Source organism: Pseudomonas poae (genome assembly GCF_001439785.1).
In the GTDB taxonomy this organism is placed as follows: Bacteria; Pseudomonadota; Gammaproteobacteria; order Pseudomonadales; family Pseudomonadaceae; genus Aquipseudomonas; species Aquipseudomonas poae.
In genome coordinates this window covers 120,759-145,630 of sequence record NZ_JYLI01000011.1, presented here as the reverse complement: position 1 = coordinate 145,630, position 24,872 = coordinate 120,759, and the positions used below count along the sequence as shown (strand labels likewise).

At 60.5% G+C, this 24,872-nt stretch carries 18 protein-coding genes; 12 read left to right on the top strand and 6 right to left on the bottom strand.

From position 1 onward, the window contains the following. The first annotated feature begins 28 nt into the window (after positions 1-28). Positions 29-871: a hypothetical protein gene (locus TU75_RS15025; protein WP_082630418.1), complete on the top strand. Its 843-nt coding sequence runs from the start codon at positions 29-31 to the stop codon at positions 869-871. Here TU75_RS15025 and adeC read toward each other — a convergent pair. Together adeC and TU75_RS15015 are read right to left on the bottom strand one after the other, a co-directional pair. Continuing rightward, positions 868-2,304, bottom strand: coding sequence for an AdeC/AdeK/OprM family multidrug efflux complex outer membrane factor (gene adeC / locus TU75_RS15020; RefSeq protein WP_060549361.1), 1,437 nt, complete (start codon positions 2,302-2,304; stop codon positions 868-870). The genes TU75_RS15025 and adeC overlap by 4 nt on opposite strands. Beyond that, positions 2,304-3,098, bottom strand: coding sequence for a helix-turn-helix transcriptional regulator (locus TU75_RS15015; RefSeq protein WP_060549412.1), 795 nt, complete (start codon positions 3,096-3,098; stop codon positions 2,304-2,306). The genes adeC and TU75_RS15015 overlap by 1 nt, the downstream gene beginning before the upstream one ends. Before the next feature lie 478 nt (positions 3,099-3,576). Here TU75_RS15015 and TU75_RS15010 point away from each other — a divergent pair, with 478 nt between their 5' ends. Then, complete coding sequence (locus TU75_RS15010) at positions 3,577-9,846, top strand: non-ribosomal peptide synthetase (RefSeq protein WP_060549360.1); 6,270 nt, start codon at positions 3,577-3,579, stop codon at positions 9,844-9,846. Positions 9,847-9,986: 140 nt separating this feature from the next. Here the strand turns inward: TU75_RS15010 and TU75_RS15005 are convergent, their stop codons facing one another. Continuing rightward, positions 9,987-10,283: a DUF6124 family protein gene (locus TU75_RS15005; protein ID WP_060549359.1), complete on the bottom strand. Its 297-nt coding sequence runs from the start codon at positions 10,281-10,283 to the stop codon at positions 9,987-9,989. A 397-nt stretch (positions 10,284-10,680) separates the two neighbouring features. Here TU75_RS15005 and TU75_RS28315 point away from each other — a divergent pair, with 397 nt between their 5' ends. The 3 genes from TU75_RS28315 (at position 10,681) to TU75_RS14995 (ending at position 12,647) form a co-directional block, all read left to right on the top strand. After that, a complete protein-coding gene (locus TU75_RS28315) occupies positions 10,681-10,809 on the top strand; it encodes a hypothetical protein (protein ID WP_256097826.1) in 129 nt (42 codons plus the stop codon). A 378-nt stretch (positions 10,810-11,187) separates the two neighbouring features. Further along, positions 11,188-11,928 carry a hypothetical protein gene (locus tag TU75_RS15000; protein ID WP_060549358.1) on the top strand — a complete coding sequence of 247 codons (741 nt, stop codon included), beginning with the start codon at positions 11,188-11,190 and terminating at the stop codon, positions 11,926-11,928. Beyond that, positions 11,928-12,647, top strand: a complete 720-nt coding sequence (locus TU75_RS14995; RefSeq protein WP_060549357.1) for an AAA family ATPase — start codon at positions 11,928-11,930, stop codon at positions 12,645-12,647. The genes TU75_RS15000 and TU75_RS14995 overlap by 1 nt, the downstream gene beginning before the upstream one ends. Positions 12,648-12,662: 15 nt before the next feature. Here TU75_RS14995 and TU75_RS14990 read toward each other — a convergent pair whose 3' ends face one another. The 3 genes from TU75_RS14990 to pmrG all read right to left on the bottom strand — a co-directional run bounded on the left by TU75_RS14990 (position 12,663) and on the right by pmrG (position 16,705). After that, entirely contained in the window at positions 12,663-14,180 is a 1,518-nt protein-coding gene (locus tag TU75_RS14990; protein WP_060549356.1) for an ArnT family glycosyltransferase, read from the bottom strand. An 8-nt stretch (positions 14,181-14,188) separates the two neighbouring features. Next, complete coding sequence (gene arnT / locus TU75_RS14985; RefSeq protein ID WP_003232205.1) at positions 14,189-15,844, bottom strand: lipid IV(A) 4-amino-4-deoxy-L-arabinosyltransferase; 1,656 nt, start codon at positions 15,842-15,844, stop codon at positions 14,189-14,191. 186 nt (positions 15,845-16,030) lie between these two features. Further along, complete coding sequence (pmrG, locus tag TU75_RS14980) at positions 16,031-16,705, bottom strand: lipopolysaccharide core heptose(II)-phosphate phosphatase PmrG (RefSeq protein WP_003232207.1); 675 nt, start codon at positions 16,703-16,705, stop codon at positions 16,031-16,033. A gap of 273 nt (positions 16,706-16,978) precedes the next feature. Between pmrG and TU75_RS14975 the strand changes: the two genes are divergently transcribed. From TU75_RS14975 to TU75_RS14945, 7 genes are all read left to right on the top strand, one after another. After that, positions 16,979-17,647 carry an ABC transporter ATP-binding protein gene (locus TU75_RS14975; RefSeq protein ID WP_015372374.1) on the top strand — a complete coding sequence of 223 codons (669 nt, stop codon included), beginning with the start codon at positions 16,979-16,981 and terminating at the stop codon, positions 17,645-17,647. A gap of 1 nt (position 17,648) precedes the next feature. After that, entirely contained in the window at positions 17,649-20,111 is a 2,463-nt protein-coding gene (locus TU75_RS14970; RefSeq protein WP_060549355.1) for an ABC transporter permease, read from the top strand. Continuing rightward, entirely contained in the window at positions 20,101-21,165 is a 1,065-nt protein-coding gene (locus tag TU75_RS14965; protein WP_060549354.1) for a lipocalin-like domain-containing protein, read from the top strand. The genes TU75_RS14970 and TU75_RS14965 overlap by 11 nt, the downstream gene beginning before the upstream one ends. Positions 21,166-21,527: 362 nt before the next feature. After that, positions 21,528-22,523, top strand: coding sequence for a hypothetical protein (locus TU75_RS14960; RefSeq protein ID WP_060549353.1), 996 nt, complete (start codon positions 21,528-21,530; stop codon positions 22,521-22,523). A 3-nt stretch (positions 22,524-22,526) separates the two neighbouring features. Next, a complete protein-coding gene (locus TU75_RS14955; protein ID WP_003232218.1) occupies positions 22,527-22,904 on the top strand; it encodes a hypothetical protein in 378 nt (125 codons plus the stop codon). Positions 22,905-23,240: 336 nt separating this feature from the next. Beyond that, positions 23,241-24,236: a hypothetical protein gene (locus TU75_RS14950; protein WP_060549352.1), complete on the top strand. Its 996-nt coding sequence runs from the start codon at positions 23,241-23,243 to the stop codon at positions 24,234-24,236. A gap of 2 nt (positions 24,237-24,238) precedes the next feature. Beyond that, positions 24,239-24,616: a hypothetical protein gene (locus tag TU75_RS14945; RefSeq protein WP_003232222.1), complete on the top strand. Its 378-nt coding sequence runs from the start codon at positions 24,239-24,241 to the stop codon at positions 24,614-24,616. Positions 24,617-24,872 lie beyond the last annotated feature (256 nt).

Genomic DNA, 24,872 nt, shown 5'->3' with positions numbered 1-24,872 from the left:
TGCACCGGCCACCGATTGGAGTTGGAAAATGCTGAATCTGAATGTGCATGTTGGAAGGGCGGATCATGGCGCGGCGCGTACGTCGATCGAGCCTGCATCGAGGCAGAACGCAGAGCACCTGATCAGTGCGATGGACGTGTTGGGCAAACGGCTAAGGCAACTGTCTGCACGCCAGAGCGTCCGGTATGACACCCACGAAGTGAATCGCCTGCGCATCACGCAGGCTGAAAACCAGGCGCCGGGTGCGGTCGAGACTGGGCGATTTATCCGCGGCACGGCGGCGAATATCGGCATAAAACCGGCCGATGTATTCACGGATTTTTATCAGAACGATGAAAGGAACTGCGTCACCGTTTCCGCAATCAAGGCGGCAATGATGAGGTTCGGTCACAACCCTCACGGCGTCTTCAAGCGGGTACGGGCGACCGCCACGGGTTTTGAGGTAGTCATGCGCGATGCCTACAGGCTGCACATCAGTCACGCAGAGTTGGAGCAAGCCCGCAAAGCCTCGGATTTCAAGGCAAACAGGCCCAATGACGTGCTGGTCAATGCACAGTTCCTGTATGCCGTCAGTGGCAAGCGAGCCCAGATGGAAGGCAATGATGGTGTTGATAAAAAGGACTACACCGCTGCCCTGACCAGCTTGAACGATGGCGAGTACCCAGGGCAGGCCCTGCGCCGCCTGGGCCTGAAGAACTACGTGGCCCCGGCCACCCTTGAAGACTTCAGGCGGGGGGCCATCGGCACGGTCGCTGACTCAGTGCACTCAATGGCAGTCATCAACGGCAAGCTGGATGACTACGGAAAGGCAGCCGAGCTGAATGAATCACAATGGCGCAACCGCTCGGCGATCGGGCTCAAATTGCTCTAGGGTGCAACCGCCAGGCGCGGGGCCTCGGCCCACGCGCCCCCCAGCGCGGTATACAGGTTCACCTGCGCCACTAACTGCGCCAGTCGATCCACGATCAATGCCTGCTGCGCGCTGAACAGCGAACGCTGTGCGTCGAGGAACGTCAGGTTGCTGTCCATACCGCTGCGGTAGCGGTGCTGGGCAAGGTCGTAATAGGTCTGGCTGGCGGCCACGAAATCCCGTTGCGCGTTGAGCTGGTCGACGAACGTCTGACGTGCGGCGAGGCCATCGGCTACTTCCTGGAAGGCGGTCTGGATCGATTTTTCGTATTGGGCCACCGTGATGTCTTTTTGCAGCTTGGCGTAGTCAAGGCTGGCGCGCAGGCTGCCGGCGTTGAAGATCGGCAGGTTGATCTGCGGCTGAAACGTCCAGGTGCCCGAGCCCCCCTTGAACAGCCCCGACAGCTCGGTGCTGGCGCTGCCGGCATTGGCCGTGAGGCTCACCGAGGGGAAAAACGCTGCGCGGGCGGCGCCGATATTGGCGTTGGCGGCCTGCAACTGGTATTCGGCCTGGAGGATATCCGGGCGGCGCTGCAGCAGGTCTGAGGGCAAGCCGGCGGGCACCCGTGCAACCAGGTCGTCGGCCAGCGGGCGCGACGGCAGGCTTGGGTCTACCGGGCCGCCGATCAGCAAGGCGAGGCTGTTGAGGTCCTGGGCCACCTGGCGCTGGTAACGGGCCACGCTGGCGCGGGTGCTTTCGACGCTGGTGCGCGCCTGCACCACCTCCACTGCAGAGGCCTTGCCCGCGCGTTTGCTGCGGTCGGTGAGGTGCAGACTGCGTTCGTTGGCGGTCAGGGTTTGTTGTGCCAGGTCCAGCAGCTCCTGATCGGCACGCCATGTGAGGTAGGCGTTGGCCACATTCGCCACCAGGCTCAACTGCGCGCTGCGACGGGCCTCTGCGGTGCCCAGGTAGGTGAGCATCGCCTGTTCGCTGAGGCTGCGAACACGGCCGAACAGGTCCAGTTCATAAGCGCTGATGCCCAGGGTGGCCGAATAGCTGGAGGTGATCGCCGACTTTCCGGTGCCCGTCACGTCCGCCGGCACTTTCTGGCGCTTGCCGGCACCGGCGGCGGACACCGCCGGAAACAGGTCGGCACGCTGGATACGGTACTGGGCCTGGAATGCCTCGACGTTCAGCGTCGCCACCCGCAGGTCGCGGTTGTTGACCAGTGCTTCACCAATCAGCTGTTGCAGCGCGGGGTCATGGAACAGGTGCTGCCAGTCCGAGGTGGTTTGCGTGCCCGCTTGCGCCTGGCGGTATACCCCGTCCTGTGGGTAGTGCTGCGGCACGGGTGCCTGGGGCCGCTGGTACTCGGGAATCAGCGAGCAGCCGCCGAGCAGGCAGGCCATGCCGACGGCTGTGACGGTGACGCTATTAATCAAGGGCCTGCTCATCACGTGCCCACCATCCATTTGGCCAGGCCATGGCGGCCACTCACGCCCAGTTTGGCGGCGGCGCGCTTGAGGTAGGTTTCAACCGAGCTGTTTTTTACGCTGAGTTTTTCCGCCATCTGCGGCACGGTGCCGCCGGTCAACAGGCCCAGGCACACTTCCTGCTCCCGCGCCGACAACGTGATATCGCTCAGCGACAGGCGCTTGTAGAACTCACGCTGCAATTGCGATTGCTCCAGCGGGTTATGCACCGGTTCCAGACTGCTCTGCGGCGCCTGGTGAAGCAATTGGGCATGGCGCTCCAGCAACGGCAGCAGCGTATCCGACAGGCACTTGAGGAAGGACAGTTGCGCCAGGGAAAACCCACGCTGGGCCGGCGGGCGGTAAAACGAAATCACCTGGCGCCGGTTGCCCTGGCGAGCCACGAGGTTGCACTGGTGCGAGGTGCCGCGCGGGTGTGCGCTGTTGGGTTGGGCGCGCATCTGAATCAGCAGCGGGTCCTGCATGCGCAGCATCTCCCGCAGCAGCGGATGGTCGTTGAGCGGGTGCAGGGTCTGGGGTGCAGACAGCTCGCTTTTGAGGCCCGCGCTGCCGAGCAGCTTGATATCGAGCACGCGATCACGCAGCTCGTCCAGGGTCCATTCGCTGAGGTCCACCATGTGGATCGGCACCCATTTGTCCACCAGGTGCAGCATGTGTGCGGCGAAGTCTTCCTGGCCGCTGCTTGAAATCAGTTCACCCATTTCGGCATAGAAATGCGGGCTGGTTGTGTTGCTCAGGGTACGCGTCAGACTCATGGCCATCTTATCCTTGATGTCGAAAACCGTCATCGGGCGCCCTGGGTCTGTGCGGGACGCGCCGTACTGCTTGAACGTAACTCGGCGTTCGAGATTTCATTTAGCCATATGGATTTGTCCTACGTATGTAGCGGAAACGAGGGACACAACCTGCCACAAAAGCGCCGCCAATAATTCGACGGTTCTGTCAGGTATTTCCATATACGCATAACCTTCGCAGATTTTTATTGATTTTTAATCCATTGATTTAAAAGGGAAATACCCATTTAAAGCTGAGATGTCTAATTGCCATCCTCGGGCAGATATAGCCAATCTCCTACAACGCTTTAATCGTTTCAGCGGTGAACCTTCAGCCAGGCCGGATCCATTCATTTGAATGTCCGGGTTTGGGGTGTCAGGCAGCCCCGTACCCCCATGCTCCAATCCGGCAATTTCGCCGTGATGGACCTCCCCGGCGACCCCCCATGAGAAGGATCTTATGCCGCACATTTTCAGCCCTTCGCCCAGCTTCCCACTCACCGCCGCCCAGCAGGACATCTGGCTCGACCAACAGCGCGCGGGTGACTCGCCGCTCTACAACATCGGTGGTTTTCTCGACATTGACGGCCCGGTCGAGCCGGCGCTGATCCAGCAGGCCATCGAGCACCTGGTAGCCCTGCACGATGGGTTGCGCACTCAGTTGTTCAGCGACGCCGACGGCTTGCCACGCCAGTACTTCGCTGCGGCACTGACGGTAGAGGTGCCGCAGCACGATTTTTCGGCTTTGCCCGCGCCGCAAGTCGCCGCCCAGGCCTTGATGCAGGCGCAGATGGCCCGGCCCTATGCGTTGCAGGGCGAGCCGTTGTTCCGCTTTTTCCTGGTCAAGCTCGACGCTGACCACTATTGGCTCGGCACCCAGGCCCATCACCTGATCCTCGATGGCTGGGGCTTCGGCCAGATGCTGCATTCCCTGGCGCAGCTCTATACGGATCTGGCCCAAGGCCGGCGGCCACAGATACTGGCGCCGTCGTATATCGACTTCATCGACGCCGACCAGCACTACCGGCAGTCGCCGCGTTGCACCCGCGACCGCGTGTATTGGCTGGACAAATACCAGACCCTGCCCGAGCCGCTGCTGACGCCACGGCACTCCGCGCCAGCGCCGAGCAGCACGCTGGTGCAAGGGTTTCCCGTGGCGTTGCTGCACCGCATGGAAGAGGTGGCCAGCCGTTACCAGGCCTCGGCGTTCCATGTATGGCTGGCGGCGCTATATGTGTCTTTCACCCGCGCCCATCAGCGCGATGAGTGGGTGGTGGGGCTGCCGATGCTCAACCGCGCCAATGCGCAATTTCGCGCGACCGTGGGGATGTTTGCCCAGGTCAGCGCGGTACGTTTTCAATTCAGCGAGCAGCTGTCTTTCGGCGAGCTGGTGCGCGGCGTGCGCGACCAACTCAAGCAGGACATGCGCCACCAGCGCTTCCCCTTGAGCGAGATGAACCGTGAGCTGGGCCTGCGCCGTACGGATCGCGGTCAGCTGTTCGAGGTGTCGGTGTCCTACGAGCAGGACGACCATGAGCTGCGCTACGGCGAGTTTCAGGCCCGCGCCGTCAAGGTCTCCAACCACCATGAGGCGCTGCCGATTGCCATTCACCTGCGCAGCAACCGCGTGCAGGACACCGCCTGCCTGCATTGCGTGTACAACGAGGCGTATTTCAGTCACCACGAGGTCCAGGCACTGGCCCAGCGCGTTATCGGGTTGCTGGAACAGGGCCTGCAAGACACGGCGCTCACCCTCGCCGAAATGTCCCTGATCACCCCGGCCGAGCAGGCGCAGTTGCAACAGTTCAACGCCACCGCACAGCCCGACACCCAGCCGAGTACCCTGCACGCGCGTATCGAAGCCCAGGCTGCGCGCACGCCGCAGGCTGTGGCGGCGGTGTACCAGGACCGGCAACTGAGCTATGCCCAGCTCAATCAACAGGCCAATGCCCTGGCCCATCAGCTCATCGAACAGGGTGTACAGCCGGACGACCGCGTGGTGATCCTGGCCCGGCGCGGGCTGGACACCCTGGTGGGGCTGCTGGCGATCCTCAAGTCTGGCGCCTGCTATGTGCCGGTAGATCCGGCTCATCCCGCCGAACGTCTCAACTACCTGCTGCACGACAGCGCCCCGGTCGCCGTGCTGACCCAACATGACCTGCGCCAGCGCCTGCCTGCGCTGGATGTGCCAGTGATCGAGCTGGACCGTCCTGCCTTGCACCTGGGCACCAATCCCGACGTGGCGGTGCAGCCCACGCACCTCGCTTATGTGATCTACACCTCCGGCTCCACCGGCCTGCCCAAAGGCGTGATGGTCGAGCACCACAGTGTGTCGAACCTGGTGGACTGGCACTGCCGGACCTTCAACCTGCACGCGGGTAGCCACACCGCCAGCGTCGCCGGGTTCGGCTTTGATGCGATGGCCTGGGAGGTCTGGCCGGCGCTGTGCGTGGGCGCCACGCTGCACCTGCCGCCGGCTCGCGACGGCGCCGAAGACATCGATGCGCTGCTCGACTGGTGGCGTGCCCAGCCGCTGGACGTGTGCTTCCTGCCCACGCCAGTGGCCGAGTACGCCTTCAGCCAGCGCCTGGAACATCCGACCCTGCACACCTTGCTCATCGGTGGCGACCGCCTGCGCGCGTTCAGCCGTGGGCAAACCTTCGACGTGATCAACAACTACGGGCCCACCGAAGCCACGGTGGTCGCCACGTCCGCACGGGTCGAAGCGGGGCGGTTGCTGCATATCGGCAAGCCTGTGGCCAATGCCCGGGTCTACGTATTGGATGCCCGGCAACGCCTGCTGCCGATTGGCGTTGCGGGTGAGTTGTATGTCGGCGGTAACGGCGTGGCGCGCGGTTACCTCAACCGCCCGGACCTCAGCGCCGAACGCTTTCTGGATGACCCTTTCAACCCCGGCCGCATGTACCGCACCGGCGACCTGGCGCGCTGGCTGCCCGATGGCAACCTTGAATACCTGGGGCGCAATGACGACCAGGTGAAAATTCGCGGCGTGCGCATTGAGCTCGGTGAAATCGAAACTGCCCTGGCCGGCCATCCCGCCGTCAAGGAGGCCGTGGTGCAGTTCCGCGAGGGGCAACTGCTGGCCTGGTTCATCGAGCATGGCCCTGTCGATATCGATGCCCTGCGCGCGCACCTGCAGACGACGCTGCCCGACTACATGCTGCCCGCCGCCTACGTGAAGCTGACCAGTCTGCCCCTCACCGCCAATGGCAAACTCGACCGCAAGGCGTTACCGTCACCGACCCAGGACGCCTTTGTCACCCGGCGCTACGAAGCACCGTACGACGGCGCGGAAACCACCCTGGCACAGATCTGGGCCGAGCTGCTGCAGGTGCAGCATGTGGGCCGGCATGATCATTTCTTCGAGCTGGGCGGGCACTCGTTGCTGGCGGTGCAACTGGTGCAGCGCATGCGCGAGGCGGGGCTGCATGCCGACGTACAGGTGCTGTTCGGCCAGCCCACCCTGGCGGCGCTGGCGGCCGTCAGCCAAGGCCGTGAAGCGGCGGTGCCGGCCAACCGCATTGCGCCAGATTGCACCCACATCACCTCGGACCTGCTGGTCCTTGCCGAACTCGACCAGCCGAGCATCGACCGCATCGTCGCGGGCATTCCCGGCGGCGCGGCGAATGTGCAGGACCTCTACCCGCTGGCGCCGTTGCAGGAAGGCTTGCTCTACCACCACCTCACCGACGAGCGCGACCCGTACCAGCAGCACGCGATGTTCAGCTTTGCCCGGCGCGAGCAGCTCGATGCTTTTGCCCTGGCCTTGCAACAGGTGATCAACCGCCATGACATCCTGCGTACCAGCCTGGTCTGGGATGCGCTGGAACAACCGATGCAGGTGGTGTGGCGCAAGGCGCACTTGCGCGTCGCGCCGCTGGGCGACACCCATGAACCGCTGGACTTGCGCCAGGCGCCGCTGATGGCCCTGGACTATGCCGAACAGCCGCAGCAGCAGCGCTGGATTGCGCGATTGCGCTTCCACCATCTGGTCAACGACGCCACCTCGACCACCGTGCTGGTGGACGAGATTCGCGCGCACCTGCTCGGTCAGCAGGCGCAACTGCCGGCGCCGGTGCCGTATCGCAATGTGGTCGCGCAGAGCCGCTTGCCAGCGCGCCAGGCCGCCCATGAGGCGTTTTTTCGCGAGCGTCTGGCGGATGTCGACGAACCGACATTGGCGTTCGGCTTGCAGGAGCGCCAGGCCAATCGCGCTGACACTGAAGAGGCCGAACAGGCCCTCGGCGAACACCTCAATCAACGCATACGCGAACAGGCCCGTGCCGTGGGCGTGAGTGCCGCGAGCCTGTTTCACCTGGCCTGGGCCCAGGTACTCAGCCGTGTGTCGGGCCGCGATGACGTGGTGTTCGGCACCGTATTGCTCGGCCGCCTGCAGGCGGGCGAGGGCGCCGACCGCGCCCTGGGCATGTTCATCAATACGCTGCCGCTGCGGGTGCGGCTGGCCGGGCAACGTGTGGTGGATGCGCTGAGTGACACCCACGCCCAACTGAGTGCCTTGCTCATTCACGAGCAGGCGTCGCTGGCGCTGGCCCAGCGTTGCAGCAACGCATCGCCGTTGTTCAACAGCCTGCTCAATTACCGGCATACCTCGGCTGATCCCGAGCTGAAGCTGGTGCCCGGGATTGCCCTGCTCAGCAGTGAAGACATCCTCAGCTACCCGCTGATGCTCACGGTGGATGACACCGCCGACGGGTTCCGCCTCAAGGCCAAGGCGCCAGGCAAGATCGGCGCCGCGCGGCTGCTGGCCTACCTCGACACGGCGGTGTGTGGCCTGGTGCGGGCATTGGAGCAGGCGCCGACGTCGGCGCTGCGCGACGTGCCGGTGCTGCCCGCCAGCGAACTGCGCACCTTGCTGGTGGCCTTCAACGCCACCGACACCGTCTACCCCGACACTTTCAGCGTGCAGGCACTGTTCGAGACGCATGCGCGGCATACGCCTCACGCCATCGCGGTGCAGGCCGGCGAGCAGCAGCTGAGCTACCAACAGCTCAACGAGCGCGCCAACCAGCTGGCTTACCACCTGCGTGAGCGCGGGGTGCGGCCCGATTCGCGGGTGGCGCTGTGCGTCGAGCGCGGGCTGGATCTGGTCGTGGGCTTGCTGGCGATTCTCAAGGCCGGCGGCGCTTACGTGCCACTGGACCCTGGTTACCCGCGCGAGCGCCTGGCCTACATGCTGCACGACAGCCAGCCAGTGGCGCTGCTGGTGCATGCCGCAACGCGCGACCTGCCGGGCGACGTGTCGATTCCGCTGATCGACTTCGACTGCTGCGCCTGGCGCCACGCGCCGACCGGCAATCCGTTGGTGCCGGGCCTGAGTGCCGCCAGCCTGGCCTACGTGATGTACACGTCCGGCTCCACCGGCACGCCCAAAGGTGTGATGATCGAGCATCGCGGCCTGAGCAACCTGATGCACTGGGGTTCCACACTGTGCCCGAACGCTGAAGGCGGCGCGCTGCTGCAACGCGCGCCGTTCAGCTTCGACGGTTCGGTGTGGGAGCTGTTCTGGCCGCTGACCAACGGCATGCGCCTGGTGCTGGCGCGACCTGACGGGCATCGGGAGCCGGCGTACCTGGCGCAGGTAATTCGCGAGCAGCGCATCAGCGTGATCAAGTTCGTGCCGGCGATGTTGCAGCAGTTCCTCGAACTGGACGAGTCCGCGCTGTGCACCAGCCTCACCGACGTGCTGTGCGGCGGCGGCGAACTCACCGAAACCCTGGCCCGTGGCGTGCAGGCGCGCTTGCCCCATGTGCGGCTGCACAACGTCTACGGCCCCACCGAAGCCACCGTCGACAGCAGCGCCTGGACCCTCGAACCCGGCGCACCGGTTCCAGCGCTGCAACTGCCGATCGGCCGCGCGATCAGCAACACGCGCCTGTATGTGCTGGATGACCACGACACGCCGGTGCCGCTGGGGGTCAGCGGCCAGTTGCATATCGGTGGGGTTGGCGTGGCGCGCGGATACCTGGGTCTGACGCAGATGACCGCCGAGCGCTTTATCGACAGCCCGTTCGTGGCCGGCGACCGCCTGTATCGCACCGGCGACCTGGTGCGTTACCTGCCGGACGGCAATCTGGAGTTTCTGGGGCGCAATGACTTCCAGGTCAAGCTGCGCGGCGTGCGCCTGGAGTTGGGCGAGATCGAGTCACGCCTGCTGGCGCATCCGGCGTTGCGTGAAGTGGCAGTGCTGATCCGCGAAGATCGTCTGGTGGCCTATTTCACCGTACGTGAAACGGCGCCGAGCCTTGAAACGCTGCGCGCCCATGTGCTGGAGCAACTGCCCGAGTACATGGTGCCGGCCGCCTTCGTGCAGCTCGAGGCGTTGCCACTGAACCCGGCGGGCAAACTCGACCGCAAGGCCTTGCCGGAGCCGGGCCTCGAGGCAGTGATCAGCCGCGCCTACGAGGCGCCGCAAGGCGAGGTGGAAACCACCATGGCCGGGATCTGGGCCGATGTGCTGAAACTGGAGAGAGTGGGGCGCCATGACCACTTTTTCGAGCTGGGCGGCCATTCCCTGCTGGCGGTAAACCTGGTGGCACGCCTGCGCAAGGCCGGGCTGGAAGTGGATGCACGCACCCTGTTCAGCCAGCCGACCGTGGCGCAACTGGCCGCGCGCACCCAGGTGCAGGTGCAGCGGGTGGAAGTGGCGCAAACCAGCATTCCGCAGCTCAATCGTCGTCGCAGGATTTGAGGGTGTATTAACGCTGAACCCGAGTTTGAAATGCGCTCCCAGTGGGAGGGAGCTTGCTCCCGATGGCAGAGGGTCAGTCGATGATGGGTTGACTGATTCACCGCTATCGGGAGTAAGCCCCACCCACATTTTTTGCGCGTTCAGGCGGTGGTTTTTGGGTTGTTCAGGCAGTGGATAGAGCGATCCACCGTGGTCCTGGCAATCTCCAGTAAATGCCACACCGCCAGAATCTTCGCCCGCTCGGGGCTCTCCAGGTGCTCACTGCAATCGAGTGCCGTCACCGAGGCGCTGTCCAGCAAGCTGGCGGTGTAGAGCAGGGCATCTTCGAAGCTCAGGTCTTCATTGACGCAATGGAAGTCTTTTGTGGGTGAGTGACGGTCAATGGCGCGGTGGAAGGCGCTGTGATCGTGGGGTGGATCGGGTAGGGCTTTGTTCATGGTGTAACTCCGAGTTTTGACTAAGGAGCCGTACCTGTCGCGACTAAACGAAAGGTGGCGGCTGTACGCAGGTTAGTCGACCGGCCAAAATCGGAAAATCCGGCGCACCCGAGGGTGCCCTGCGCACAGCCACCATGAAACTGCATGGACCATGCGCCGATTTAGAGTAGCGGGCGACTAAACCCGATCACTGAATTGGCAGTGACGGGCCGCAGACTAGCCACCGACTCCAACAGGCGCAAGGCGGCAGAGATTGTCTAGGAAATGTCCTGCAATTAAAAGGGACGCGCCTTGCTGGCCCTTAACAAACCATGACCAAATGCCATTAACCAAGGCCCCTGTGAAACGCGTAAGAAATGTGGGAGGGGGCTTGCTCCCGATGGCAGGGAGGCAGTCGATGATTGACTGGCTGATCCAACACTATCGGGAACAGGCCCCTCCCGCATTTTTTACGGCGTTCAGGCGGAAAAATCAGGCCGTTGGTCGGAATATCCGCTCACTTTTGATGCGTACGCTGTTTGCTTAAATAGATGCCGGATAGTCGAAGTTCTTTGATTGCTCAGTTTGCCGATATATAACTCTATAGTTTTTAAAGAATTTTTATAAGTCTCTCGAAGTTGTTTTGATTTTCGTAAAAAATACAATTGATAAGGGTCTTGTCATGTTGAGTGAAATTTCCCAAAAGGCATCGGTGTTTTTTCTGCGTAAAAAAGCTAGAAAGGTTTGCAAGTTTTGAATGGGAGGCTAAATTGTTGTTGTTAAACTTTTGAGTGTGTGTTTTGCAAATGTTTATCGTCTGTTTTTGTATGTAAATGGCTTGAAGTTGTTGCATGTGTTTAATAGTTGATGGCGATGTCGTAACGTCGTGCTTTGAGTTGGCATCATTATTGTAGTGAGGTGAGTCATGAATGACGTTTTATTCTTCAGATCGTTTTTTCTCGCAATGCTTTTTATCAAGGAGCATTTAAAGGAGCCTGCTGCGCTTTTGTGGAACGTTCTATCACCCGTCGTGATTTTTTATTTAATGTCGTACGCCAGGGAACCACAAGTTACAGCATTGGACTATCTATCAAGTACTTCATGGTTTTATGCATTTGTCGCTTCGAGCGTGGCCTTGTTTGGTCTTGCTTTCTATATTGTAGGGCGCAGAGAAAGTGGGTTTTTGCGATCTTTTGTTTATACGAAGCAGGCGAAAGCTATCTTTCTTGTTGGGCAGTTCCTGGCCTATTCACTTATGGCGGTCATGTATTGCTCCGTTTTTTATATGCTGACTCGGAATTATTCGGGTGTTATGGAGTTTTCAGAGTTCATTGTAGTGGTGACTAGGTTTTACATCTGTTTCCTGCTGTTTTCCACCTTTTCACTTTTGCTGACTTTGATTCCGGTAGGCTTCCAAAACTCCAGTACGGTATTTTCCATATTTTCGTTCGCGATGCTGGCATTTGGAATTGTCAGTATCAATTCATCTCATCCTGCTGTCGAAAATTTCAGGGCTTTTAACCCCATGTGGTGGGCCAATAAAATTATGCTGGACGGTGTTTTGGAATGCCTGGCTATCGTTATTGTTGTTTTTACACTTTTTGTCATTTCAATTTTTGTGACGTCTCGTTTTATGATCATCAATCCGGTTTGGAGTCGATACTGATGAAGCGTCTTATGGTCAAATCACTCAGTCTTAAGTTTTCACAGAATGTCTTGTTTGACAACGCTTCATTGTCGGTAGAGGCGGGTGCGATTTCCGGTTTGCTTGGGCCGAATGGCTCCGGGAAAACCACGTTATTCGACGTGCTTTGCAATTTAAGGAAGGTGGACGCTGGTGAAATCCATAATCCATTTTCCAAGCTCCTTTATCTTTCCCAGATAATATCGACTTCTCCAGTACTTCGGATGTTTGATGTTTTTAATATGATGATGATTTTTTGCTCCGATTCGAAAGTGACACAACAGCATGCGTTAAGGAAAATCGAGAAATGGAGTCCGGGGATAGTCGACCGTTATTGTGAAATCTGGAGAAAAAAGTCCTCGTTGTGCAGCTATGGTGAAAAACGATGGTTCTTCACGTTGTCGCTTCTCTCTGCCAACGCAGATCTTGTGATACTGGATGAGCCTACTGCGGGTGTTGATCCCGAGTTTCGTCATCATATTTGGAAATGTCTGGCGGGGGCTGCTTCGGAGGGGGTTGCGGTGCTGGTTTCATCGCATAGCGTCGATGAAATCGTGACGCAATGCGATGATTTTTACATGCTGAGTCAGCGGCGTTTCAGTCGATTTACCAACGCCGAGGATTACCTGCGTACCTATGGAGGTAAAAATTTGGATGAAGCATTTATCCACGCAGCGAGCATGCCGGAAATTAAAGGTTAGTTTGCGCCTGGCTTGTTATTTACTCACTGGCATAAACCCCACACTCCCACCTTCACGCTTGTGGAACAACCGCTCTCCATTATCCGGCTGGGTAACAATCACTTGGTGATCCACCCCCAGATAGGCCAGCGGCGTCGGGTCGTCTTTGGAGAACTGCGCGATGATGATGGTGTGCTGTGGATCAAACCGCTGGCCGCTGGTTTTCTCCAGCCAGGCCATGAGCGTGGCGCTGTCGCCCTGGCGCGGGAAGTTTTGGGTTTCACTGACGTAGTAGAAGGGTTTGCCGCCATTGTTCAGGTACATCGGCAGCTTGTTGTCGACTTCCACCAATACCATCTGCCACTGATCCCACGGCGCTGTTTTCACCGCCTGTGCTTTCACGTCCTCGACAAACTGTGTCACGCCGCCATTGCCGTTGGTCCAGGGATACACCCCGCCGATCACCAGCAGCATCAAGCCCGCAGCGAAGCCAAAGCCCTTTTGCCAGCGCGGCCGGCTGGCGGGGTTTTTCGCCAGGCGCTCGCTCAACCACCATGCCGCCAGCAGTTGGGCAAAAGGTACCAGGGGCAGTACGTAGTAGCTGCGTCGGCTGCCGCTGGCGGTGAAGAACACGAACAACAGGCCCAGCCCCCACACCAGCCAGCGCACATTGGGCGGCGTGTCGCGCCAGTGGCGTAGCGCCAGCCACAGGCCGAGCATCCAGCAGGGTGCCCATGGCAGGGTGTACGCCGGCAGATAGATCAGGTAGGTGTAGATCGGCCCCATATGGTCGAAGGGGTCGAAGAAGCGCACCACGTTTTCCTTGAACACCAGTTCCAGGCCGCTTTCGCCATAGGTGGGTGCGCCATAGAGATGGGACAGCACGAAGGGAACCGCATAGAACGCACCGGCGATCAGCACGGCCAGCAGCAGGCGAAGGTTGAAGTGGCGTTTGTAGCGCTGTTCGCTGAGCAGGTGCGGTAACAGCACCAGGCCCGGCAGTACGAAACCGATCAAGCCCTTGAACAATGACGTCGCCGCCAGCAGCAGGAAAAACACCGTATAGCGCCCCAGCCGCGTGTCGTCCGGCCCGCGCCAGTACCACCATACGGCGGCCAGCACGCCGCACACGGTGAGCACATCCGCCGTGGCCACCCGCGCCCAGAACAGAAAGTAGAACGTGGTGGCCAGCATCCAGCCGGCAATCAGCCCGGTGCCCTTGCGAAACAGGCGCTCGCCGATCAGGTACACCAGCCAGATGCTCAACCACGCGGCGATCACTGACGACAGGCGCAGCGACCACGGGCCCAGGCCGCCCATCAGGTTGGCAAAGCCAGTGATCAGCCAGTAGGAGGGCAGGGGTTTGTCATAGTAGGACGCGCCCTTGAGATAAGGGTCGAAGTAGTCGCCGCTTTGCAGCATCTGCAGGGCGATATTCGCCCAACGTGTTTCCGGTCCCCACAGGTCGCGGCTGCCCAGGCCAAGCAGCAGGAGCAGGGCTGATACGCCCAGCAGCAACAGCAGGGCGCCGCGTTCGGTTTTCCAGAAGCTCATGGGTAGTCCTAAGGGGTTGGCGGGTAGAGGGTAATGACCAGGTCGCCCTTGCGGTAGCGCTTGCCACCGGGTGGCAGTTGCCCCTCTTCACGGTGTTCGCTGGTGCTTCTGACGCGCAGCAGCACGCCGACCGAACCGTGTTTGCGCGCCTCGGCGAGCCAGGCCTGGACGTTCTCCAGGTTGACCTTGCGGTGCGCCGCATCGGCATACTGCAGGCCGTAGCGCAGTTCGCCTTCGGTGTTGTAAAGCGTGACGTCCGCGCGGTTCAGGCGCCAGGCCAGTGCGGACGCCGATTCCAGTTGATTGCTCAACAGCGCCTGGGTCTGCTGCAGTTCGTCCAGGTGTTCGAGCACGAACTGATCGGGCATTTCGTTATTGGCTATCTGCGCCGGCATCCCCACCGGCAGTAACACCACCAGCAGGCCGATGCCCAGTACTGGTGTCGCCCACAGTGTCAGCGGGCGAAAGGCCTGCAGCAGGTTGGCAAGGATCCAGCCCAGCAGCACGATAAATGCCAGCGACAGGCTGAACATCTCGGCATGGCTGTTGCCGTACAGCGGGCGGTCGATTTGCAGGTAGATCAAGGCCGCCATCGCGAGCAGGCCGACGACCAGGTTTATCACGCCGTTGAGGCGGATCGCGCGTGGTTTGTGCTGGTGGACCAGGTCGATCAGCGCATGCCCCATCAACAGGGCCAGCGGCAGCAGGCACGGCATGATGTAGGTTGGCAGCTTGCCCCGGCTGAGGCTGAAAAACGCCAGCGGCAGCCACAGCCAGAGGGAAAGGAACACGATGGCCGGTTGACGTTTTTCCCGCCAGCTTTTGAGCAGTGTGCTGGGTAGCAGCCCGGCCCAGGGCAGGCACGCCACTACCAGGATCGGCAGGAAGAACCACCACGCCCGTGCATGTTGTGCATCATCGGCGGCAAATCGACGGATGTGTTCGTGCCAGAAAAAGAAGCGCCAGTAGTCCGGTTCCTGCACATGAATCGCCCAGGCCCAGGGCAGGCACAGCAGCAGGGCAATGCCGACAGCCAATGGGCCATGGCGCAGCAGCTCACCCAACCGGCGCTGCCACAGCAGGTAGGGCACGGCGATCAGCACCGGCAGCAGCCAGGCGAGGAACCCCTTGGTCATGAAACCCATGGCGCAGGCCACCCCGAGCAGCGCCCAGGCGCCGAGTCGGGCGCGTGGCGTGCGGCTGTCGAGAGCGAACCACAGCGCGACCAGGCTGAGATTGACCCAGAACGTGAATTGCGGATCGAGGTTGGAATACCCGGCTTGCCCGGCCACCAGGCCGAAGCTCAGGTAGAGCAGGGCGCAGGCGTAGCTTTTGCGTGGGTCGTTCCACAGGCGGCGGGCGATCAGGTAGGCCAGCAGCACGCTCAGGCCCGTGGTGAGTGCCGAGGCAATCCGCACGCCGAACAGGTTCTGGCCGAACACCGCCTGGCCCAGGGCAATCAACCAGTAGCCGCCGGCGGGTTTCTCGAAGTAGCGCAAGCCCATGAAATGCGGAGACACCCAGTTGCCACTGGTGAGCATTTCCTGGCTGATCTGGGCGTAGCGGGTTTCGTCGGGCACCCACAGGCCGTGCAGGCCAAGGGGCAGCAGGTAAAACGCGGCGATTGCCAGCAACAGTAGGGGAAAAGGTTTTAATCGGGTCATGAGCGCACGGCTCCTTGACACTTATTGACGGAGTGGGGGGCTATATAAGTAATAAGAGCAGGACTCAAAATGTTCACTAACTGGTCGAGTTATGGTGGGCTGCGTTAATTAACGCGCGGCTCAACATGCCAGAGCAGGCCTGTCATTTTGCTGAATAGGCAGGGCTGGATATGTAAAAGAGTGTGTTTACAGGTTTTTCAAAACAGCCGGCCATGCCGGACCATTGACCAGGCCCAGGGTGTCGAACCTGCCGTCGGCCCTTGCGCGTATGAACAGCGCACTGCCGTACTGGGGAAACGCCGCGTGGGGATAGCCCAGGGCTTTTTCGAAGTCGGCGATGCAGCCACTGTGAGTGACGAAGATCAGGTTGCGTCCAGGGTGTTTGTGTTGCAGCAACTCTTCGCCGATCGCCTCGCCGCAGATGGCCTGCGGATCGGCTGTCAATTGAACCTTGCCAAACATCGCCTGAGCGGTCTGGACCGTGCGAGTGGCGGGGCTGGCAAGCACATCGGTATGCGTCATGCCCAATACCCTGAAGGCTTTTCCCAGCGCCTCGGCGTGTTGGTTGCCGACGGCGGTGAGGCCGTCAAGTGGACCGAGACAGGGGTTTTTCGAGCGATCACAGCGCTCTTCATGGCGCACCAGCACGATCAGTTCACCTTCCCGCCAGGCAGGCAGCAGGTGCGCAGTCATCAGCCGCTTGCCCACACCCAGGTCGCGGGGTGTTGCAGGCCACAACAGCCAGCCCGCAAGCATCAGGCTTACGACGGCAAGGCTCATCCGCCACGTTTGCCAGCGCTTGATAAAGCGTCGGCGCGTGCGCGGTTTGGTCAGCGTGAGGTCAACCACATCATTCACCATGGCCCGTATTTATTAATATTCAAGTAGGCGCAATGCATTAACGGATACCCGCAGTGGGATAAGGAGGCTGTCACAGGACGGCTGTCTTTTGGCTGAACATTCGACGGTTAAAAGTTGTCGCATTGGATAACTAACAAGTTGCAGGCGCATCCGTAACAGGCCCGCAATTTAAAGTGGCAGTGGTGGGCGGGCAGTGAAATCCATGTGAAAAATTTGCTTACGTTGCGCCATCAGCCGTTATTCTCGTTTTCGGTTATTCAAGTGAGCATGTTTATGTTGCAGGTGCACGGTGTGCGCAAAAGCTACACCACCCCTCAGGGGCCGCTGGCGGTGCTGGCTGGCGTCGACCTGCATCTGGGCGAGCGCAGCAGCCTGGCGCTGATGGGGGAGTCGGGCAGCGGCAAGAGCACGTTGCTGCACCTGGTGGCCGGGCTCGACCGTGTGGACGCCGGCAGTATCCAGGTGGGCGAGCAGCGCCTGGACCAATTGGGCGAGGCGCAACTGGCGCAGTGGCGGCGCAGCGAAATCGGCCTGGTGTTCCAGCAGTTCAACCTGATCGGCAGTTTGCGCGTCGACGATAACCTGGCGTTCCAGGCGCGCCTGGCTGGGCGTTTTGATCCGCAGTGGCAGGCGCAACTGGTCGAGCGCCTCGGCTTGGGCGACTTGCTCAAGCGTTATCCCGAGCAACTCTCGGGCGGTCAGCAGCAGCGGGTAGCGGTGGGCCGCGCCCTGGCGTCACGGCCGGGCCTGCTGTTGGCGGATGAACCCACTGGCAATCTCGACGAAGCTACCAGCGACGACGTACTGCAACTGCTGCTGGACCTGCTGCGCGACAGCCCCACCAGTCTGTTGATGGTCACCCATAGCCCGCGCATCGCGGCGCGGCTCGACCGCCAGGTGGTGCTGCATCGCGGGCAGGTCGTGCCTGCTGTTGCGCCTTGAAATGAGGGTATTTTATTGGGCCTTGCGCGCGCTGCTCAGCCACTGGCGGCGTCACCCCGTGCAGTTTTTCAGTGTGCTCACCGGCTTGTGGCTCGCCACGGCGTTGCTCACGGGTGTGCAAGCCCTCAACAGCCAGGCGCGAGACAGTTACGCGCGCGCCGGCCAGTTGATTGGCGGTGAGCCGCAAGCCAGCCTGAGTGCGCCGGATAGCGCCGCTTTCCCCCAGGCGTTGTTCGCGCAGTTGCGTCGCGCCGGCTGGCCGGTATCGCCCGTGGTGCAGGGGCGCGTGCTGCTCAAGGGGCATGAAGACCAACGCCTGCAGTTGATGGGCATCGAGCCGCTGTCCCTGCCTGGCAGTGGCGCGGTAGCAGGGCAGCGCTTGAGCCAGGCGCAGATGCTCGCGTTTTTTGCAGCGCCGGGGCGCACCTGGATTTCGCCGCAGACCCTGCACGCGCTCGGCCTGCGCGAGGGCGAGCAACCGCACACCGTCGGCGGGCAAACCCTGCCGCCCTTGCAGGCCCAGCCGGACATGGCTCCCGGCCTGCTGCTGATGGACATCGGCTTTGCCCAACCTTTGCTGGGCATGCCGGGGCAATTGTCGCGCCTGCTGCTGGACAAGACCTTCGCCGCCTCCCATCCAACGCCACCGGCCGGCTTGCAACTCAAGCAGGGCGAAGACAACAACCTCGCGCGCCTCACCGAAAGCTTTCACCTGAACCTGGATGCCCTGGGGTTTCTGTCCTTTGTGGTCGGCTTGTTTATCGTCCACGCAGCCATCGGTCTGGCCCTGGAGCAACGACGCAGCCTGCTGCGCACCTTGCGCGCATGCGGGGTCAGTGCGCGGCTGCTGATCCTCAGCCTGGGTGTGGAACTGGGCGTGCTGGCGTTGCTCGGCGGCGTACTGGGCGTGGCCAGCGGTTACCTGCTGGCCAGCCTGTTGCTGCCGGATGTCGCTGCCAGCCTGCGCGGCCTTTACGGCGCCGAAGTGCCAGGCCAGCTGAGCCTCAGCCCGGGCTGGTGGTTGGCCGGGCTCGGCTTGAGCCTGCTCGGTGCGCTGCTGGCCGGCGCCGGCAGCCTGTGGCGCGCGGCGCGCTTGCCGCTGCTGGCGCTGGCCAACGCCCAGGCCTGGCATGAGGCCCATGGCCGCTGGTTGCGACGTCAGGGTTGGGTGGCGGGGGCGGCGCTGCTGGTTGCGCTGCTGGCGCTGTGGCTGGGCAACAGCCTGGCCGCCGGGTTCGTGCTGATGGCCGCTCTGTTGCTGGGCGCGGCGCTTGGCTTGCCGGTGTTGCTCAATGCGCTGCTCAAGGGCGTGCTGGGGCGCAGCCGTTCGGTGTTGGGGCAGTGGTTCCTCGCCGACTGTCGCCAGCAACTGCCGGCGCTGAGCCTGGCGCTGATGGCTCTGCTATTGGCGCTGGCGGCCAATATCGGCGCGGGCTCCATGACCTCGGGCTTTCGCCACACTTTCGATAACTGGCTGGAACAGCGCCTCACCGCCGAGCTTTACCTCAACCCGCAAAACCCGGCGCAGGCCGAGCAGATGCACACCTGGCTGGCGCGCCAACCGCAGGTGCAGGCGGTGCTGCCCGCCTGGCAGGTCAGCGTGCAGTTGCAGGGCTTGCCCGCGGACGTGTTCGGTGTGGTCGACGACCCGACTTACCGTCAGCACTGGCCGTTGCTGGAAGCCGTCGGCCAACCCTGGGACCGCCTGCATCAAGGCGATACGGTGATGCTCAGCGAACAATTGGCGCGGCGCTTGAAGGTGGGACTGGGCGATACGCTCAGCGTGCCCACCCCGCAGGGCAACTGGTCGCCCTCGGTGGTCGGGATCTACGCCGACTACGGCAACCCCAAGGGCCATCTGCTGGTCGATTCACAGCACCTGCTGGCGCACTGGCCGGGGCTGTCGCCGGTGCGCTTCAACCTGCGCGTACTGCCGCAAAATGTACCGTCGTTGATCCAGGCCGTGCAGCGCACGTTTGCCCTGGAAGACAGCCGTATCATCGATCAACAGCAGCTCAAAGGTTGGTCGAGCCAGGTGTTCGAACGCACGTTTGCCGCCACGGCCGCGCTCAACAGCCTCACCCTCGGCGTCGCTGGCGTGGCGCTGTTCATCAGCCTGTTGACCCAGAGCCAAAGCCGCCTAGGCCAACTCGCGCCGTTGTGGGCGCTGGGGGTGACGCGCCGCCAACTGATGCTGCTCAACCTGGGCCAGACCTGGCTGCTGGCGGTGTTGACCCTGGTGCTGGGCTTGCCCCTGGGCCTGCTGCTGGCCTGGTGCCTGGATGCGGTGATCAACGTGCAGGCCTTTGGCTGGCGCCTGCCGTTGCAGGTGTTCCCGTGGCAGTTGGCGCAGTTGCTGGGCCTGGCAATGCTCGCCACGCTGCTGGCCTCGGCCTGGCCGCTGTGGCAGCTGTACCGTAGCCGCCCGGCGGATCTGCTGAGGACCTTCGCCCATGAAAATTAAAGCCTGGCTGTGGTGCGCGTTGCTGCTGTTGAGCGCGTGCGACAAAGTCCCCGCCCCCGAAGAAAGCTTCGCCGGCCTTGGCAGCGATGCGGCGGACTTTGCGCAAGTGGTGCCGGGCAAGGTGTTCACGTTTCCCGAAGACCACGGCGCTCATCCAGGTTTTCGGATCGAATGGTGGTACGTGACCGCCAACGTGAAGGACGCCCAAGGCAATGTGTTTGGCGTGCAGTGGACGCTGTTTCGCAATGCCTTGCAGGCCGGTCCCATGCAGGCTGGTTGGCGCGATTCCAGCGTCTGGCTGGGCCATGCCGCCGTTACTTCCGCCACTCGCCATTATGCTGCCGAGCGTTATGCCCGTGGCGGCGTCGGCCAGGCCGGTGCTCAGGCGGCGCCGTTTGCTGCCTGGATCGACGATTGGAATTTTGCCAGCCGTGCCGACGCGACAAGCCCGTTGGCGGACATGCAACTCAAGGCCGGCGGCGCGCAGTTTGCCTACGATTTGCGCCTGACCTCCAGCCGCCCGCTGGTGCTGCAAGGTGACCGTGGCTACAGCCGTAAATCGGATCAGGGCCAGGCGTCGTACTACTACAGTCAGCCGTTTTTCACGGCCAGCGGCAGTGTCAGCATCGATGGCAAGGTGTATCAAGTGACCGGGCCGGCCTGGCTGGATCGGGAGTGGAGCAGCCAACCATTGGCCGCCAGCCAGACGGGCTGGGACTGGTTTTCGCTGCACCTGGACGGGGGCGAGCAGTTGATGCTGTTTCGTGTGCGGCAAAAGGACGGTTCGGGTTACCTGACGGGTACCTGGATTGATCCGCAAGGGGTGACGCAGACCTTGCATAACGCCGATATCCAGCTCACGCCATTGGCCACCACCGAGATTGACGAGCGCCGTATTCCCACGCGATGGTCGCTGAAGATTCCCGGCAAGGGGTTGGATATTACGACGCAGGCCGTCAATCCCAAGGCCTGGATGGATTTGAATATTCCGTACTGGGAAGGTCCGGTGAAGTTTGAGGGCGGGGTGGGGTATCTGGAGATGACCGGTTACTAGGCGTGGTTGTGGATGTACACCTGTTCAAATGTGGGAGGGGGTCTGTTGTGGCGAGCGGGCTTGCCCCGCGTTGGGGGTGCGAAGCGCCCCCCAATCAAGAAAAACGCGGTTTACCTGACACTACTCAGAGCCTGGTTCAAGGGCTGCTTCGCACCCCAACGCGGGCAAATCCGCTCGCCACGACAGGCCCGCTCGCCAAAGTGGTAAAGGTTTGACGGTAGGTCGGGTCGCTTCTGTAAGCGCAAATTCTCTGCCGTGTAGGCAGCTTCCCAAATGTGATGGACCCCTCCCGGACTTGTGTCCAGGCCGTGCTCCCCTGCTTATATTTCGACGCCAGTTTCATTGCATCCCGGATGTAAGGCATGGCGCAGAGCTATATCAATGACCGCACAACGGACTACGAGAGTTTGAAATCGCGCTTGATGGGCGGCGGCCTGAATCGACAGCGCTCTGATCATTTCGACGTACTGAACCGACACCTGCGCCCTGGTCTGGTGGCACCGGGGCAATTGGTGATTATTCCCGATGTCGGCAGCGTGAGCTGTTCCGGCGAGGAGGCCTGGTTGATGCGGCATGCTGAACAGGTTCGTCGCAGCCTGGAGCTGAATACGTCGGCCGGCGCGGTGGTGATCGGCAATTATGATTTGCTGCAGAGTTTTCTTGCGTATGGCTCGATTGGTGTGGGAAGTGCAGCGTCTGGCTGGGGGAGACATCTGGATGAAGTAGGGCGAACACTGGGAGAAATCGAACGTTTGCACCAACGGTTGAAGAGTGGCGGGTTGGACAGGGATGGATTTGTTCGGCAGCGGCAGATGCTGTTTGGTCGACTGGATGCGCAGTTGCAAGGAGCGGCGCGTTTCGGGACGGGATTGCAAGGCAATCAATCGTTGAAGAAGGTACTCGGATTGTCGACGAAAAGTTATCTGCATAAGAATGAAATTGCAGGGTATGCGCAAAGAGTCAAGGCGATAACGCAGACGTCGAAGTGGTTGGGCAAAGGGACATATGCAGGATTGCTGTTGGATGTTGGCGTCACAGGTTTGGAGATCAAGGAAGCCTGTGTGACGGGTAAGGAAGCGCAGTGCAGACGAGCGAAATATGTGGAAATGGGCAGGTTTGTGGGCGGAGTGACGGGAGCTGCCATTGGGGCAAAATTAGCTGCTGATGTAGCTCGTAGTGCTTGTCGCTTGTATCTGGGCGTTTATTTGAAAGGAAATGGATTACTTGCGTGTGGAGTCATTGGAGGTGCAGCGGGAGGCAGCGCAGGCGGAAATGCAGGTGGTGCCGGAGGTGCTTTTTTGGGCGGGGAGATCATTGAAGTTAATGGAGACTTGATATTCGAACCTGAAGGGGCCTGATAAGTGTCATTCTTTCTCGTCTACACCGTCGTCTGGTTTGTTGGAGGCCTTGTTACCCTGGGGCTGCGACTATTTGCCGAATACGTAAAACTCGACAGTCTGGAAAGCTGCTTCAGCCAAAATGAAAAGGTTCGCGACACTAAACGCTTTTGGGGAAGAAACCAGCCAATCGACAGGTTTTATCGCATGTTGCAGATTTATGAGTTTTTGTCCGATTCAAAACGCCATGTGGAAGCAGGAATCGTGACGGAGGCCGAACTGCAATCCATTTCCTTGTCACTCAGGCGTTGGGTGCTGTGGCCCTTTTACCTTACTTATATTTGGGGAGGCGCAACCATCGTTTGGTGCCTCTGGTTTTGGTGGTTCGACATTCAAATCTGATGTGATCCAACGGACGCCGTGAAAAAAAGGTTTATGACTGAGGCAGAGTTATCCGCCGTTCCGCTATCACTCAAACGCTGGACCGGATGGCCCTATCGACTTGCGATGATTTGGGCTGTCAGTTGGGGCTATTGGTGCGCCTGGCTTCAGTGAGCGCTCCCGACTACCGGCTATTGCCGAAGGTTTGACGGTAGGTCGGGCCGCTTTCTGTAAGCGCAAAGTCTCTGCCGTGTAGGCAGCTTCCCAAATGTGATGGACCCCTCCCGGACTTGTGTCCAGGCCGTGCTCCCCTGCTTATATTTCGACGCCAGTTTCATTGCATCCCGGATGTAAGGCATGGCGCAGAGCTATATCAATGACCGCACAATGGACTACGAGAGTTTGAAATCGCGCTTGATGGGCGGCGGCCTGAATCGACAGCGCTCTGATCATTTCGACGTACTGAACCGACACCTGCGCCCTGGTCTGGTGGCACCGGGGCAATTGGTGATTATTCCCGATGTCGGCAGCGTGAGCTGTTCCGGCGAGGAGGCCTGGTTGATGCGGCATGCTGAACAGGTTCGTCGCAGCCTGGAGTTGAATACGTCGGCCGGCGCGGTGGTGATCGGCAATTATGATTTGCTGCAGAGTTTTCTTGCGTATGGCTCGATTGGTATTGGCAGTGCTACATCCGCCTGGGCGCGGCATCTGGATGAAGTGGCGCAAACTTTGGAGGAAATCGAACAAGTGCATCAGAGGTTGAGAAGTGGGGATCTGAGCAGGGAGAACTTTATCCGCCAGCGCCAAACGTTGTTCAGCCGGTTGGAATTGCAACTGCAAGGTGCTGCGAGGTTCGGTACAGGTTTACGCGGCAATGAGTCGTTGAGGAAAGTGCTGGGAATTTCGACCAGAAGCTATCTGCATAAAGGTGAGATAGCGGGATATGCGAAGCGGATTCGGGAGATTGCGCAGATGTCGAAATGGCTGGGCAAAGGGACTTACATTGGGTTGGCGCTGGATGTAGGCGTTACTGGGTTGGAGGTCAGGGAGGCGTGTGTGACGGGGAGAGAGGCGCAATGTCGAAGGGCGAAGTATGTGGAGACAGGCAGATTTGTGGGTGGGGTAATGGGATCGGTTTTTGGTGGACATGTAGGTGCGAAGTTATCTCGTAGTGTTTGCCATATGGTGTTGGGTATTTCTATGAAAGGGCAGGGTGCGCTTGCTTGCGCAGTTATTGGCGGCGCTGCAGGTGGCTATGAGGCAGGTTCGGTTCTTGGTGATGAAAGTGCATTTCTGGGTGGAAAGATACTTGAGCTCAACGGTGACTTGATCTTCGAGCCAGAGGGTGCCTGACCGTGTCGTTTTTTCTTGCCTTAATCATCGTGCATCTCGCGGGTATTTTTGTACTCCTGAGCCTGATGCTTTTTGCCGAGTATGCAAAACTCGACGAGCTGGAAAGTTACTTTGACAATAACGAAAAAGTTCGTAGACATAAGCGCTTTTGGAAGAAAAACAGTCGAATCGACCGGTTTCATCGTATGGGGTTGATGATTGACATCCTCTCGATGCCCAAGCGCTTTCTGAAAGCAGGCCTTGTCACTGAAGAGGAATTGGCATCTGTTCCTCCGGTGCTCAAGCGTTGGGCATTGTGGCCATATCGTGTTTCTTATATTTGGATTATCGCAACAGGCGCTTGGTACGCGTGGTTCAAATGGTGGCCAGAGGGGACTTAACGATGTCCTGGTTTGTCGCCTACACCCTCGTGATGTTCATCGACACATTCGTCGCTTTTGGCCTTCTGTAGGGCTCAGTGAAAAAAGTTTTATGACTGAGGCAGAGTTATCCGCCGTTCCGCTATCACTCAAACGCTGGACCGGATGGTCCTATCGACTTGCGATGATTTGGGCTGTCAGTTGGGACTATTGGTGCGCCTGGCTTCAGTGAACACTCCCGACTACCGGCTATTGTCAGAAATTTCCCGCAGGAGTA

What these genes read in the sequence shown, in the direction of transcription:
- TU75_RS15025 (WP_082630418.1), top strand. Translation starts at nt 29, where the DNA reads ATGCTGAATCTGAATGTGCATGTTGGAAGGGCGGATCATGGCGCGGCG.
- adeC (WP_060549361.1), bottom strand. Translation starts at nt 2,304, where the DNA reads ATGAGCAGGCCCTTGATTAATAGCGTCACCGTCACAGCCGTCGGCATG.
- TU75_RS15015 (WP_060549412.1), bottom strand. Translation starts at nt 3,098, where the DNA reads ATGAGTCTGACGCGTACCCTGAGCAACACAACCAGCCCGCATTTCTAT.
- TU75_RS15010 (WP_060549360.1), top strand. Translation starts at nt 3,577, where the DNA reads ATGCCGCACATTTTCAGCCCTTCGCCCAGCTTCCCACTCACCGCCGCC.
- TU75_RS15005 (WP_060549359.1), bottom strand. Translation starts at nt 10,283, where the DNA reads ATGAACAAAGCCCTACCCGATCCACCCCACGATCACAGCGCCTTCCAC.
- TU75_RS28315 (WP_256097826.1), top strand. Translation starts at nt 10,681, where the DNA reads ATGATTGACTGGCTGATCCAACACTATCGGGAACAGGCCCCTCCCGCA.
- TU75_RS15000 (WP_060549358.1), top strand. Translation starts at nt 11,188, where the DNA reads ATGAATGACGTTTTATTCTTCAGATCGTTTTTTCTCGCAATGCTTTTT.
- TU75_RS14995 (WP_060549357.1), top strand. Translation starts at nt 11,928, where the DNA reads ATGAAGCGTCTTATGGTCAAATCACTCAGTCTTAAGTTTTCACAGAAT.
- TU75_RS14990 (WP_060549356.1), bottom strand. Translation starts at nt 14,180, where the DNA reads ATGAGCTTCTGGAAAACCGAACGCGGCGCCCTGCTGTTGCTGCTGGGC.
- arnT (WP_003232205.1), bottom strand. Translation starts at nt 15,844, where the DNA reads ATGACCCGATTAAAACCTTTTCCCCTACTGTTGCTGGCAATCGCCGCG.
- pmrG (WP_003232207.1), bottom strand. Translation starts at nt 16,705, where the DNA reads ATGGTGAATGATGTGGTTGACCTCACGCTGACCAAACCGCGCACGCGC.
- TU75_RS14975 (WP_015372374.1), top strand. Translation starts at nt 16,979, where the DNA reads ATGTTGCAGGTGCACGGTGTGCGCAAAAGCTACACCACCCCTCAGGGG.
- TU75_RS14970 (WP_060549355.1), top strand. Translation starts at nt 17,649, where the DNA reads ATGAGGGTATTTTATTGGGCCTTGCGCGCGCTGCTCAGCCACTGGCGG.
- TU75_RS14965 (WP_060549354.1), top strand. Translation starts at nt 20,101, where the DNA reads ATGAAAATTAAAGCCTGGCTGTGGTGCGCGTTGCTGCTGTTGAGCGCG.
- TU75_RS14960 (WP_060549353.1), top strand. Translation starts at nt 21,528, where the DNA reads ATGGCGCAGAGCTATATCAATGACCGCACAACGGACTACGAGAGTTTG.
- TU75_RS14950 (WP_060549352.1), top strand. Translation starts at nt 23,241, where the DNA reads ATGGCGCAGAGCTATATCAATGACCGCACAATGGACTACGAGAGTTTG.